This is a genomic window from Bacteroides caecigallinarum (assembly GCF_016902295.1).
Classification (GTDB): Bacteria; Bacteroidota; Bacteroidia; order Bacteroidales; family Bacteroidaceae; genus Phocaeicola; species Phocaeicola caecigallinarum_A.
Genome location: NZ_JACJLQ010000020.1, coordinates 1 through 13,915, shown reverse-complemented (window position 1 = coordinate 13,915; position 13,915 = coordinate 1). Strand labels below are relative to the sequence as shown.

At 39.2% G+C, this 13,915-nt stretch carries 12 protein-coding genes and 2 tRNA genes; 7 read left to right on the top strand and 7 right to left on the bottom strand.

Annotated features, from left to right (window positions below; genetic code table 11):
* Positions 1-4: 4 nt before the first annotated feature.
* Positions 5-1,903 carry an LptF/LptG family permease gene (locus tag H6A27_RS08290; RefSeq protein WP_204508395.1) on the bottom strand — a complete coding sequence of 633 codons (1,899 nt, stop codon included), beginning with the start codon at positions 1,901-1,903 and terminating at the stop codon, positions 5-7.
* Between the two features lie 84 nt (positions 1,904-1,987).
* Positions 1,988-2,371, bottom strand: coding sequence for an START-like domain-containing protein (locus tag H6A27_RS08285; protein ID WP_204402057.1), 384 nt, complete (start codon positions 2,369-2,371; stop codon positions 1,988-1,990).
* 325 nt (positions 2,372-2,696) lie between these two features.
* Between H6A27_RS08285 and H6A27_RS08280 the strand changes: the two genes are divergently transcribed.
* Together H6A27_RS08280 and H6A27_RS08275 are read left to right on the top strand one after the other, a co-directional pair.
* Positions 2,697-2,770, top strand: a tRNA-Met gene (locus H6A27_RS08280).
* A 58-nt stretch (positions 2,771-2,828) separates the two neighbouring features.
* Positions 2,829-2,902: transfer RNA gene (locus tag H6A27_RS08275), tRNA-Met, on the top strand.
* A gap of 48 nt (positions 2,903-2,950) precedes the next feature.
* On the opposite strand, the gene H6A27_RS08270 is transcribed toward H6A27_RS08275, so the two are convergent.
* On the bottom strand, positions 2,951-4,624 hold the full coding sequence (locus tag H6A27_RS08270; RefSeq protein ID WP_204508393.1) for a nucleoside kinase: 1,674 nt from the start codon (positions 4,622-4,624) through the stop codon (positions 2,951-2,953).
* Between the two features lie 81 nt (positions 4,625-4,705).
* Between H6A27_RS08270 and H6A27_RS08265 the strand changes: the two genes are divergently transcribed.
* Positions 4,706-6,400, top strand: a complete 1,695-nt coding sequence (locus H6A27_RS08265; RefSeq protein WP_204508334.1) for a Na/Pi cotransporter family protein — start codon at positions 4,706-4,708, stop codon at positions 6,398-6,400.
* Positions 6,401-6,471: 71 nt separating this feature from the next.
* On the opposite strand, the gene H6A27_RS08260 is transcribed toward H6A27_RS08265, so the two are convergent.
* Positions 6,472-7,338, bottom strand: coding sequence for a BamJ family beta-barrel-assembly machinery protein (locus tag H6A27_RS08260; protein ID WP_204402053.1), 867 nt, complete (start codon positions 7,336-7,338; stop codon positions 6,472-6,474).
* A gap of 50 nt (positions 7,339-7,388) precedes the next feature.
* Positions 7,389-7,973 (bottom strand): BamJ family beta-barrel-assembly machinery protein, encoded by a 585-nt coding sequence (locus tag H6A27_RS08255; RefSeq protein ID WP_204394115.1) that lies wholly within the window; start codon positions 7,971-7,973, stop codon positions 7,389-7,391.
* Positions 7,974-8,104: 131 nt separating this feature from the next.
* On the opposite strand from H6A27_RS08255, the gene H6A27_RS08250 reads away from it, so the two are divergent.
* From H6A27_RS08250 to H6A27_RS08240, 3 genes are all read left to right on the top strand, one after another.
* Positions 8,105-8,809, top strand: coding sequence for an SIR2 family NAD-dependent protein deacylase (locus H6A27_RS08250; RefSeq protein WP_204394117.1), 705 nt, complete (start codon positions 8,105-8,107; stop codon positions 8,807-8,809).
* 82 nt (positions 8,810-8,891) lie between these two features.
* Positions 8,892-9,056, top strand: coding sequence for a rubredoxin (rd, locus tag H6A27_RS08245; RefSeq protein WP_154043317.1), 165 nt, complete (start codon positions 8,892-8,894; stop codon positions 9,054-9,056).
* Positions 9,057-9,726: 670 nt separating this feature from the next.
* Positions 9,727-10,251, top strand: coding sequence for a hypothetical protein (locus H6A27_RS08240; RefSeq protein WP_154043319.1), 525 nt, complete (start codon positions 9,727-9,729; stop codon positions 10,249-10,251).
* Positions 10,252-10,351: 100 nt separating this feature from the next.
* Here the strand turns inward: H6A27_RS08240 and H6A27_RS08235 are convergent, their stop codons facing one another.
* Positions 10,352-11,638 (bottom strand): O-acetylhomoserine aminocarboxypropyltransferase/cysteine synthase family protein, encoded by a 1,287-nt coding sequence (locus H6A27_RS08235; protein WP_204402049.1) that lies wholly within the window; start codon positions 11,636-11,638, stop codon positions 10,352-10,354.
* A gap of 126 nt (positions 11,639-11,764) precedes the next feature.
* On the opposite strand from H6A27_RS08235, the gene H6A27_RS08230 reads away from it, so the two are divergent.
* Positions 11,765-12,211: an acyl-CoA thioesterase gene (locus tag H6A27_RS08230; RefSeq protein WP_204508332.1), complete on the top strand. Its 447-nt coding sequence runs from the start codon at positions 11,765-11,767 to the stop codon at positions 12,209-12,211.
* Positions 12,212-12,264: 53 nt separating this feature from the next.
* Here the strand turns inward: H6A27_RS08230 and H6A27_RS08225 are convergent, their stop codons facing one another.
* Positions 12,265-13,797: a carbon-nitrogen hydrolase family protein gene (locus H6A27_RS08225; protein WP_204402045.1), complete on the bottom strand. Its 1,533-nt coding sequence runs from the start codon at positions 13,795-13,797 to the stop codon at positions 12,265-12,267.
* Positions 13,798-13,915 lie beyond the last annotated feature (118 nt).

Genomic DNA, 13,915 nt, shown 5'->3' with positions numbered 1-13,915 from the left:
GTTGCTATTGTAAAATATTCTTTTTTATTCTATCGGTAATGTCGTTGCTGGTCTTGATAATTATTTTCAAGTCCTTGTCGAGTATTACTCTATGTTTCCAGATATTAATCCATATAACTATACCAGCAGGAACAATTAAACCAAGTATAATGTTCAGCCATATCTTGTCGGACACACTTTTATGTGCTTTTGTAAACATGAACGGATAATTGTTCAGGTAGTTCAGTATGACAGCATCTTTAGTGTTTGACAGCTCTTCTACTACGTTTTCAATTTCCTGGCTTATTTCCTTGATATAGTCGTCGTGAGTATGGTTGGTGAATATCTTGATATAGTTGGGCGGACCCAGTAATTTGTGTGTATTAGAGTATTCTTCACACTGTCTGCATATATTATCAAGCTTTTCGCATATAGACTCGTAATCCGGGCTGTATATGATAACTTCTTTTCTGAAAATGTGTCTGGATTGTCTTAATCCGAATATTTTTCTGAAGAATGCTTTATAGACATCAATATTGAAAACTACAGAGTCCTTGTTTGACTTGTATGTGAGGAAAGCACCCATAGGAGCAAGTACAAGGCTGCTCATCCATGTGCCGAGTATGATATTCATTTCACCGCTTTTCGCCACACGTGTGGCACCGGAGTCTATAATGTAGTATAATATGAATATCAAAACAGAAATAACCACAGGCATACCCAAGCCTCCTTTACGTATGATGGCTCCCAACGGGGCACCAATGAAAAAGAAGAATACACATGCGAACGACAAGGTTATTTTCTTATGCCAGTCCGATTTGTGCGAACGTATGCTTTTGTCATTATCTTGAGTGACAAACGATTTCATGCTCCAGTCCGAACTTAAGGATGATAATCTTCTTTCAGTGGAAGTCAGTGTTTTCAGTTTGTCGTCCGAGCTTAATGAGCGGTATAAACTGTCTGTGTTTATATACGTAATGTTTTGTTCTTTAATCTTGATTGAATCGGCTTTGCTTAAATCTGTGGCTTTGTATGTGGTTGACATTATTTCGTTGTGCATTGCTCTTCCCACACTGTCTGTATATGTGGTCAGTGAGTCAATTGTAGCACTGATTTCAACCATGTTCTTGATGTCTGATCTCCTGTTAAGGAAACTTCCGTCCACCATGTTGAATTCGGCATCAAAGTCAATCAGTGTATGCTTTTCTGTGAATGTTTCCCTTCTGTAAGGAACATTTTTCGAATCTATGCTCTGTGATTTCAGATTCTCGAACAATTCTCCATTATAAAGATGCAGGTATAAATGCTTTTTGTCTGCTGTTAGCTCAAGTTTGCCTTCTTCAGCCCAAATGATACGCGCGTTCTCGAATCCGTCGGAAAAATTGTATATAAGTACATCCTTAAGGATACCAGTATCTCTGTCTTTTTTGTTAACGTATATATTGTATCCTTCAATATCGGAATAGAATACCCTTTCAGGTATATCAACTTCAGGAGATTTTTGTTTCATCGACACAAGGAGAGTCCACAACTCTTTTTGCGCCTTAGGGCCTATCACGTTTTGGAAATAAAAGGATGTGAATCCCAGTATCACACATAATATGGCCAATGGCCGCATTATTCTGAGGAGCGGAATGCCTGCGGCTTTCATTGACAATAACTCGTACCTCTCTCCAAAATTACCAAAAGTCATCAGAGCTGCCAGTAGTATGGCCAATGGAAGAGAGAGGGGGATTAGTGTAAGTGCAGAAAGAAAGAAGAATTGTGCCAATACATTAAGCTCAAGTCCTTTCCCAACCAGTTCGTCAACATATTTCCATAAGAATTGCATCATGAAGATGAACAGGCATATAAAAAATGTTCCGGCAAAGAGTAACAAAAAACTCTTAAGAACGAATATATCTAATTTTTTTATACGTAGTATTCCCATCATTTTATATTATGATGCAAAAATAGCATAAAATATGGATAGGGGAGTAATGTTTTGTATATTTTTAATTATTACACCTTATACTCCGAAAACTCTTCTTAGCACATCTATCTGTGAGTTCCATAAATTTATGGTGTCTTCTTCTTCATCTGGGTCTGCAAAATCTGTTATTTCAAGGATATGGTCGGATGTGAGTTCATTGAATAGTATCTTTAGTTCGAAGAAAGATTTCGGTTCTTCATCGTCTTTCCAATGAAACCGGATAAAATATTCCGATCTTGTATTAGTAATGTCTGCGTCGCGGCTTTCATTTTTTCCCCATCGGAAGGTATATGTCTTTCCGCTTCTGGTTACTTTGTCTGCAAACCATCTTTCAAGTCCTGCGGGAGTGCTTATTGCATTCCATATTATAATCCCTGATGTAGGGTTTAGGGGATATTCTATTTTTAATTTTTTTTTCATGTGTTTCAAGTATGTTTCCGTTTATTATGATTTTTTATTTTGTTGGCAAATTAAAGTATTTTTTTCCGACTCTGAATACAAATTTATTATATTATAGAACATAGATTTTAAAGGTTTAAAATGTGGTGTCATTCGATTTAAAACGCGGCCGTGTTTTAATCTAAACGCGGCCGCGTTTTATTTTGAGTTTATCAATGTTTGAAATCAGGCTTTTTTTATCATGTTCACGGATGAGAGGAATAATTTTTTTTGAATAAAAAGTTTTGGAAAAATTTGTATGTTTAAGAAAAAGAACATACCTTTGCACCCGCAATCGAGAAACAATGGCGGGATAGCTCAGCTGGTTAGAGCGCATGATTCATAATCATGAGGTCACCGGTTCAATCCCGGTTCCCGCTACGAAGTACGATTTAGCCGTTGGGTGGCTTCCACGCCTGGCGGTTTTTTTAATGATTATGGCGGGATAGCTCAGCTGGTTAGAGCGCATGATTCATAATCATGAGGTCACCGGTTCAATCCCGGTTTCCGCTACGAAAAAAAGACATTTAAGGATTTCCTTAAATGTCTTTTTTCGTATTCTTAATAAACGAAACTGCTGCCACCGAGGAATTCCCTGAGCAATGAGGTGGGAGGGAGTTCTGTATCCTGTATTGATACGAAATAGCTTAAGAAATGCAGTAACCTGTGTGCTTCGGAATATTCCGGACAGCTGTTCGGCACTTTTCTCAATATCGGTTCAATGTGGTCTTTTATTACTGCAAGTTCGAACAGCAGGGCAGAGTTGAACATTGCGTCGGCATTCTCCTGATAAGGGAAAATCCATTTGTCTTCCCCCGCACGCACGCTTGGCCAGCGCGAAATGGTAGCTTCTGCAGAGCTGCCGCGGTATTTGTAATCGCGGATTATACGGCGCAACAGCCTGTTATCGGTGGTCGGAATATAATTATGTTTGTCCAGCAAAATTGTAGTAAGTGCTGATACATATATTTTATATTTATTTTCTGCCGGAATGTTAGGTGTCAGTTCAGGATTTAAGGCATGGATACCTTCCAGAATCAGAATAGTATTGTTGTCCATTCTGAATTTCGTGCCGCTTTTTTCTCTCAACCCCGATGTGAAATTGAATTTAGGCAATTCCACTTCCCCGCCTTTCAATATAGTATCTAACTGCTCTTTAAAGAAAGGAAGATCCACGGCATAGAGCGATTCGAAATCATGATTGCCGTTTTCGTCGAGCGGAGTGTTGTCTCTGTTTACAAAATAATCGTCAAGTGATATCGGATATGGCTTCAATCCGTTGGTCATAAGTTGTATGCTCAGGCGTTTGCTGAATGTTGTCTTTCCTGAGGATGATGGTCCGGAAATCAGAATCAATTTTATTCTGTCCTTGCCTTCCTGACGCGCGGCTATCTCGTCGGCAATCTTGACTATTTTTCTTTCCTGTAGGGCTTCCGATACATTTATAAGGTCGGTGGCATGTCCTTCGTTGCATGCAATGTTGAAATCTCCCACGGTACCGATTCCTAAAATATTGTTCCACTTATGATGTTCCTGGAATACTTCGAGCATTTTTTCCTGTTTAACCATTTCTTCTATTTTCTCAGGGTTGTTTTTGTTAGGAATTTGCAATAGTAATCCATCGTAATATTTTACGAGATCGAATTTTTTTATATATCCTGTGCTTGGAACAAGGCTGCTGTAATAACAATCTACCGAATCGCCTAATTTATAATAAAATGAATATAGTTTACCGGACGTTGACAGTAGTTTTACTTTATCCATCATTCCTCTTTCCTGAAATATTCTAATGACATTCTCTGTCCTTTCTTCATATCTTGTTATCGGTATATCTTCGTTTATGATTTCCTGCATTCTTTTTTTTATGCGTGAAGCGTCGTCCAGACCTATTGTTCTGTCAATATGCAGTTTGCAGAAGTATCCTTTTGAAACCGGATGTTCCAGTGAGATTGTACAGCAGGGATAAAGGTCATCGACAGCCTTTACCATAATGAAGCAGAGCGAACGGACGTATGTTCTCATTCCTGATGCGCTTGTAATGTCGAGGAATTCAATATCCTTATTATAATATACTCTGAAGTTAAGATCTTCTACTTTATTGTTCACTTTGGCGCTTACCGGACCGTATGGCATATTCAATCTAAGTTGATTATAAATCTCTATAAGAGAAGTTCCTTCTGGAAATTCTCTTGTTTCTTTATTGTTTTTGCAATATATTTGTAACATAATTGTAATATGTATTACTGAATGGATTAACCGGCAGTCAATTTACTCAATTATATTCAGATTGTCTATATCTTACCTAAATAATAACAGATGGAATATTCTTTTTATGATTTTTTAAAGTTGCTTGGCTCTCTCGCTTTGTTTCTTTACGGAATGAAGATTATGAGCGAAGGTTTACAGAAGTTTGCGGGCGACCGTCTGCGAAGTATTTTAACGGCGATGACAACCAATCGTGTTACAGGTGTTTTGACTGGTATGCTTATCACGGCATTGATACAGTCATCCTCTGCTACCACGGTCATGGTTGTCAGTTTTGTTAATGCGGGTCTTCTAGAACTGGCCCAGTCTATTGGTGTCATTATGGGTGCCAATATAGGTACTACAGTCACTGCATGGATTATATCTGCTTTGGGATTCAAGGTCGATATATCAGCCTTTTCACTTCCTCTGCTAGCTTTCGGTATTCCTTTGCTGTTTTCTCAGAAAAGTTCACGTAAGTCGGTAGGGGAGTTTATTTTTGGTTTCGCTTTCCTCTTTATGGGACTTAACCTGCTGAAGACCAATGCGCCTGATTTGAGTCATAATCCTGACATGCTTGCTTTCGTACAGAACTATACCGACATGGGATTCGTGTCAGTATTATTGTTTGTGCTTATAGGTACCGTACTTACAATGATAGTCCAGGCATCGGCAGCCACTATGGCAATAACATTGATTATGTGTGCCAACGGATGGATTAGTTTTGAACTTGGTGCAGCGCTTGTGTTGGGAGAGAATATTGGAACTACCATAACTGCCAATCTTGCCGCTCTGACAGCAAATACTCAGGCAAGAAGAGCTGCCATGGCTCACCTTATGTTTAATATTTTTGGTGTGGTGTGGGTACTTATCCTGTTCAGACCGTTCCTTTCTATGGTGGAATGGATTGTTTCTGATTTAATGAATGTCTCCGAAGCCGGTGGAGTGGCTGTTTCGTTCAAGCTTTCGGCATTCCATACTTGTTTCAATATCTGTAACGTGCTTATACTTATATGGTTTGTTAACTTCATTGAGAAAACAGTCTGTAGAATCGTTCCTCAGAAGGAGCAGGAGGAAGAATACCGTCTGCAGTTTATTTCAGGTGGTATGTTGTCTACAGCCGAACTTTCTATCCTTCAGGCAAGAAAGGAAATCAATCTTTTTGCTGAACGCATACAGAGAATGTTCGGTATGGTTCGTGATTTGCTACATGTGAAGAATGAGTCGGAATTCAACAAACTTTTCAGCCGGATAGAGAAATATGAGAACATCAGTGATAATATGGAGCTTGAGATTGCGAAATATCTCAACCAGGTGTCCGAAGGAAGATTAAGTTCTGAAAGTAAGGTTCAGATACGTGGAATGCTTCGTGAGGTAACGGAAATTGAAAGTATTGGCGACAGTTGCTATAATATAGCCCGTACCATTAACCGCAAGAACCGTGGAAACGACGATTTTACCAGTGCGCAATACGACCATATACATCAGATGATGCAGCTTACTGACCAGGCTTTAACACAGATGATAAAGCTGGTAGAAGATACTCATCATACTATTGACGTGAACTGCTCATTCAATCTGGAGAATGAAATAAACAATTATCGCAATACTCTGAAAGGTCAGAATGTTGTAGATGTGAATAATAAGGAATATGACTATCAGATGGGAGTTCACTACATGGATATTATTGCCGAGTGCGAAAAACTTGGTGATTACGTAGTGAATGTAGTTGAAGCCCACACAGATATCAAGGAAAAGAAAGCCTGATAAAATTGAGTATAAAAAAATCCGGTAGAAAAATCATCTGCCGGATTTTTTATGTCAGTTACAGAAATAAATTATTTCTCAATGCTGATAAGTTCAACTTCGAAAATCAAAGTAGAGAAAGGTTTGATTTTTCCAGCTTCACGAGAACCGTATCCAAGTTCCTGTGGGATGTAAAGTTCCCATTTAGAACCTACAGGCATCATAGTAAGAGCTTCTGTCCAACCCTTGATAACCTGGTCTGCACGGAATGTAGTAGGTTCTTTACGTTCGTATGAGCTGTCGAATTCAGTTCCGTCGATCATTGTACCTTTGTAGTGAACCTTTACGCGTGAAGTCTTAGTAGGGATTTCACCTTTACCTTCTTTTATGATTCTGTACTGAAGTCCGCTTTCAGTAACCTTGATACCGTCTTTGCTCTTGTTGTTTGCGAGGAATTCTTCGTTTTCCTTCTTGTATTCGCCATATTTAGCTTCAAGAGCTTTAGTCTTTATTTCTTCAGATTTAGTACGTACGTATACTGAAGCTGAATCTGCAGTTACTAGGCTGTTTTCTTCTACTGCTGCAATGAAACCTGCAAGGAAGTTTTCTTTGCTCATTGTTGTTGTAGAATCGCCAGCAAACAACTGGTTGTTGATAGCTTCGTACATATCGCCGCTAACCTGCTGGCCGATCTGCATACCTGCCATATAAGCTTTTTCTTTTGCAGAAGTATTTTTCATACCTTCTTTGATACCTCTCACGAAGTCTGCCATATAAGTAGTGTCAACACCAAGACGACCTACGACATAATCTTTTAAACCTTGAGAATTACTTACTCCTACCATGTATGAAAGAGTGTCAACGTCACTTTTCATGTTTGCTTTAGGAGTACCGCTTTGACCGCATGAAGCAAGTCCTGCTGCAGCAGCCAATACCATTAAAGCTGTACCTTTTTTCATTTTGACTTTTTAATTTTTTAGATATTAATATTCTGTTGTTTTTTTGCCCGTTAAAGAACTTCCAGAAGTTCTACTTCGAAAATCAGTGTACTGTGTGGAGGAATCATTTCGCCTGCACCGTGTGCACCGTAACCCAGTTCTGATGGAATGTAAAGTTTCCATTTTGAACCTTCTGACATAAGCTGCAATGCTTCTACCCATCCTTGAATAACCTGATTTACACCGAATACAGCAGGCTCACCGCGCTTGATAGAACTGTCGAACAGTGTACCGTCGATAAGTGTACCTTCGTAATGGCAACGTACTCTATCAGTAGCTTTTGGCTTTTTGCCGTTTCCTTCTTTGATTACTTCGTACTGTAATCCGCTTGGCAATGTAACGATGTTTTCTTTCTTCTTGTTTTCTTCAAGGAAGGCCTTGCCTTTTTCTATATTTTCAGAATTTACTTTTTCTTCAAGTTCAGTGAAAAACTTGTTTACTATTTCGCGGGCTTCATCGTGAGTAATAGCTGTTTTGTTCCCCTCGAGCACGTCTTTTATTGCCTGTGCGAAATCTTCTACCTGAATGTTGCGGGCACCCATGCTCCACAAGTTTTGGCCTATCCCCAGACCAATGGCATAACTGAATTTATCCATGAATTTTGTTATATATTATTATAATAATTTATTCGGATGGCAAAGGTATCTTTTTTCTTTGAAACAGAGGAACTTTGAGTGATAATTTTTCTTATTTTTGTGGTGACAACATATAAAAAGTACAGATAAACATGAAAAAAATAGTTGTATTGACAGGCGCGGGTATGAGTGCCGAGAGTGGAATAAGTACTTTCAGAGATTCTGGTGGACTATGGGAAAAGTATCCGGTAGAGCAAGTGGCTACTCCTGAAGGATATGCCGCAAATCCTAAACTGGTAATAGATTTTTATAATGACAGACGCAAGCAGTTGTTGGAAGTGGAACCTAATTTAGGACATAAAATTCTGGCTGAGTTGGAAAAAGATTTTGACATAACTGTTGTAACTCAAAACGTTGATAATCTGCATGAACGTGCAGGAAGCACAAACGTCATTCATTTGCACGGAGAACTTACAAAAGTAACATCAAGCCGTGAGCCAAACAATCCTAAATATATAAAGGAACTTGCTCCTGAAAACTTCGAAGTTAAAATCGGTGATTTGGCCGATGACGGTTCTCAGTTACGACCGTTCATTGTATGGTTCGGCGAGTCTGTCCCTATGATAGAAACAGCTATAGACTATGTGGAAAAAGCGGATATTTTTGTCATAATAGGAACATCGATGAATGTATATCCGGCTGCCGGATTGCTCAATTATGTAAATCCTTCCGTTCCTGTTTATCTGATAGATCCTAATCCGGTGAATATAACATCGGGACGTAAGATACACGTAATATCTAAAGGTGCTTCTGCCGGAATGGAAGAATTAAGAAAAATATTGCTAAATAAATTATGACGTGAACATTTTTATAATTACATTTGTTTTGTAATTAGTATTGAAACAATAGACTAACATTTATTTTAAATTAGAAAGCGTTATGAAAAAGTACATTTGCACAGTTTGTGATTGGGTTTATGATCCTGAAACAGGTGATCCAGATAACGGAATAGCTCCAGGTACAGCATTTGAGGATATTCCAGAAGATTGGGTTTGTCCTGTATGCGGTGTTGGTAAAGAAGATTTTCAGGTAGTAGAAGATTAAAACTTATAATCCAACAAAATATTTATCTCCATTCCGGAACTTTTCCGTTATGGAGATTTTTTTGTTAACTTCCAATCTTTTCTTAACTTTACAGCCGTAAAATAAAAACTATATTGAAGAAGTTTATACATATATTGTTTCTTTTCTTATGGGGAAGTTTTTTCTTCATAACTACTTCTTGTACTCCTGCTGTTGATAATAGCCGGCATGAATCTGAAAATATAGCAGAAGAGGAATGCAGGGAGTATTATAATATTCATAAATTTCTTCTGTCTGATTATAACAGCAGACATACGGAAATGCTGGCGGCTGATGTAAGTCAGTTAGGAAGTCTGGCAGTCAACATCCGCGTTATGGTCAAGTTGACGGCAAGGCAGATATACAATACTTCAGTATATTGGGCAAAATACGCGGTCCGGATGATAGCTGAGTATATTCAGCATCTGAGTGTTATAACCGAAAATCTTAACTCTAGCAAATTTCGTATTGGCATGACTGGTAGTCACATCATGTATTTATACCAGCTGTGTCATATTCTTATTTAGTCCTATTTTTGTCTCTTTATTCATTGTTATTGGATGGTTTGTATCATCCTAAAGGAAGGTTAGTGCCTTTCCGAAATTCATTTTATGTATAATTAATTCATTAGAAAATCAGACAAATAAATTTTATGGACTCAAATTCATTGTTTTCAAATGTACACGATCATGTTTCACGTCGTACAGACATACGTTCAATCATATTTTCAGTTATTTTGATTTTGATAGGTGGAGCAGCTTTTTATGTATCCATTATGGAAGGAAATGAATCATCTTCAATAAGCATGCTTGTTATGACAATAGGTGCCGCATTATTGTTAGTAGGTGTGTTTCGTCTTTTCTGGAAAAGTCATAGCTGGTTTTATACACCCACACAAAGTCGTATAGCCGTAAAAAGTGAATTTTACGAAGCGGCAGATTTCCGTAGTCTGAAGTCTGTATTGGAAAGTAATAACTTTTCTGGAGAAAAAACAGTAAGGAGTGGAAATACTGGAGGAATCAGAATGGATTACATGTATTCAAAAGACCGTAAATTTGCAGCTGTACAGCTGTTTCAATTCTCATCCTATATTTATCAGCCTGTGACAGACGTTTTTTATTATAAGGATATGACTGCTGATGAGTTTATCTGCTGTGCTGAGAAGAAAATGTTCTGATACTTTTCTTAATATCTAAACTTCTTGATTATTATATAGAACTTCCTAAGCGATACAATTGACTGTATCGTCTTGGAAGTTCTTTTATTTTTATGATAATTTATTTTACCTTTTCCATAGCCTGTTCAAGGTCGGCTATAATATCATTCACATTTTCTATACCTATAGAGAGACGTATCAGGTCGGGAGCGACACCGGCTTCTATCAGTTGTTCGTCGGTAAGCTGACGGTGGGTATGACTTGCCGGATGCAACACACAAGTACGCGCGTCTGCCACGTGAGTGACAATACATATCATCTTCAGATTATCCATGAACTCAATAGCTTCTTCACGGCTGCCGTCCAGTCCGAAAGCTATCACACCGCATGAACCGCCTGGCATATATTTCTGACCTAATTCATAATATTTGCTGCTCTTCAGTCCGCAGTAGTTCACCCATTTCACTTTAGGATTTGCTTCAAGCCATTCGGCTACTTTCTGTGCGTTCTCGCAGTGGCGTGCCATACGCAGATGCAGAGTTTCCAATCCTAAGTTCAACAGAAACGCGTTTTCAGGCGACTGTATAGAGCCGAGGTCACGCATCAGTTGGACAGTAGCTTTTGTGATATAAGCCATTTTTCCGAATGACTTTGTATAGACAAGTCCGTGATATGATTCATCAGGTTTTGTCAATCCCGGGAATTTATCGGCATGAGCTTCCCAGTCGAAGTTACCGCTATCCACTATAGCACCGCCTACGCATGTCGCGTGTCCGTCCATATATTTTGTTGTAGAGTGTGTTATTATATCAGCTCCCCATTCGAACGGGTGGCAGTTTATCGGAGTAGCAAAAGTATTGTCAACAATCAAAGGTACACCGTGGTTGTGGGCTATACGCGCGAATTTCTCAATGTCAAGAACATTGATGCTTGGATTTGAGATTGTTTCGCCGAACAGACATTTGGTGTTAGGACGGAAAGCTTTTGATATTTCCTCTTCGCTGGCGTCAGCGTCAACGAAAGTACATTCTATACCAAGTTTCTTCATTGTGACGGCAAACAGGTTGAAAGTTCCGCCATAGATTGTTGAAGAACATACAAAGTGGTCGCCAGCCTCGCATATATTGAACACAGCATAGAAGTTGGCTGCCTGTCCTGAAGATGTAAGCATGGCACCTACACCACCTTCGAGAGCCGCAATCTTCGAAGCTACTGCATCGTTTGTTGGATTCTGAAGTCTTGTGTAGAAATAACCGGATTCTTCAAGGTCGAACAGACGGGCCATCTGTTCGCTTGTTTCGTATTTGAAAGTTGTTGACTGGTATATAGGCAAGACTCTCGGCTCACCCTTTTTAGGCTGCCATCCGGCCTGTACACATAGAGTTTCTCTGCTTAATTTATTTTCCATAATGTTTTATTTTTATTGGATATTTATTTTAATGACGGCAAAAATACTAATATTTCCGTCAATTAGTGGACGAATGATAAAAAAAAGAATTATATTTGAACATTATAACCAAATAAGGATACGAGTATGGAAGACGAAATCAAATTTAAGCATGTAATACCGGCACAAATCCGGTTCAGTGATGTCGATCAGTTCGGACACATGAATAACTCTGTGTATTTCTCTTTGTACGATTTGGCAAAGACTACATACTTCAAGGATGTGTTCGGTAATTTGCACGATTGGAATAAGTTTGGCGTTGTTATAGCCAATATCAACGCTGATTTTATGGCTCCTGTGTTCTTCTCGGATGAGTTGGTGATAGAGACCACTGTCGTACATTTGGGAAATAAGAGCTTGACTTTGCTGCAGCGTGCAATAAACAAGTCAAGCGGTGTAATGAAGTGCCAGTGCCGTACTGTCCTTGTTGGCTATGATGTCAATACAAAGGAACCGGTTCCTATACCTATGATATATAAGAAGGCCATTTGCGATTATGAAGGAAAAACTCTTGAGGAGTTGTCTGAAAAATAATAAACGAACCGTTATAGTCCGAAGATTATAGCGGTTCGTTTTTGTTGTTATATCTATTTCTTGACTTTTACTTCATACAAGTCATTTCGTCTGTCTTTCAGATTTCTTACACTACCGTATGTGTGTAGTTCATTCAGCAGGTCAAGGTCCACGTCCGACACGAGAATCATTTCCGTATTTGGAGTGGCCTCGGCGCGTTTGCCGTCAGTAGGGAAAGTGAAGTCGCAAGGTGTAAATACACCAGACTGGGCGTATTGGATGTCCATGTTATGCACGCGTGGCAGGTTTCCTACACTTCCTGCTATTACAACGAAACATTCGTTCTCTATCGCTCTGGCATGGGCGCAAACCTTCACTCGGCTATAGGCGTTTTGTGTATCGGTCATGAAAGGAACGAAAAGGATTTGCATTCCCTGGTCAGCCATTATGCGCGATAGCTCCGGAAATTCCACGTCGTAGCATATCAGTACACCGATTTTTGCACAGTCTGTTTCAAATGTCTTAATGGAACGTCCTCCTGTAAGTCCCCAGCTTTTTGTCTCATCCGGAGTTACGTGTATTTTCTCGTACATTTCAGTTGTACCGTCGCGTCGGCACAGAAAACCGACATTGTACAGTCGTCCGTCTTCTTTGATGAGAGGCATACTTCCTGTAATGATATTGATATTATAGCTTATGGCTAATTTAATGAAACGTTCGCGAATTTCGTCTGTATATGCTGCAAGTCCGCGGATTGCTTCCGATTCCGCTTCGTTGTTGAAACGTGCCATAAGCGGTGCGTTGAAGTATTCCGGAAAAAGGATAAAGTCGCTCTTATAGTCGGAAACGGCATCAACGAAAAATTCCACTTGTTCGAAAAGGTCGTCAAGAGTCTTATACGAACGCATTTGCCACTGAACGAGTCCTACGCGTACCGAGGTCTTAGGACTGATATATTCCTGCGTTGGTGGCTGGTAATAGATGTTATCCCATTGTAACAGACATGCGTAGTGTCTTGACTCTTCATCATTAGGAAGATAATTGCGCATGACCTTACGGACGTGAAAATCGTTCGATAGCTGGAATGTCAATACAGGGTCATAGATTTCCTTTTGTCTGACCTTGTCAATGTATTCTTTAGGACGCATCTTGTCGGCATATTTGTGATAGTTCGGTATTCTGCCGCCGAACATGATAGCTTTCAGGTTCAGTTCCTCGCACAGTTCCTTGCGATATTCGTACATACGTCGTGCCAGTCGCAGGCCTCTGTATTGCGGATGTATGAATACCTCAATACCATATAGAATGTTTCCTTTTGGATTATGTGTGTTGAATGTTTCCTTTCCTGTAACCTGAGCGTAGGTATGATCGTTCTTTACGTCGTCATAGTTTACGATTATAGAGAGTGCGCATCCCACTATCTTTTCGTCCACTACAGTTACTATCTGTCCTTCAGGGAAAATCTTGATAAGTTTTTCAATCTGTTTGTGTGTCCAGAACACATCGCTCCCGTCTGTGTAAACACGTGTGAATGATTGTGCCAGTTGGTCGTAGTCCTCAATTTGCAGATTTCTTATCTGCACTTTGTTGATTTTTAGTGAGTCCATATTTTTATGTTAAGTAACTATTCAAAATTAATTTTATACATATGAGTAATTCACAAATAAGTTCGTACCTACAGATGCCAGTGCCCTGTTTGTACAATAGAAAAGCGAGTCCTTAGTA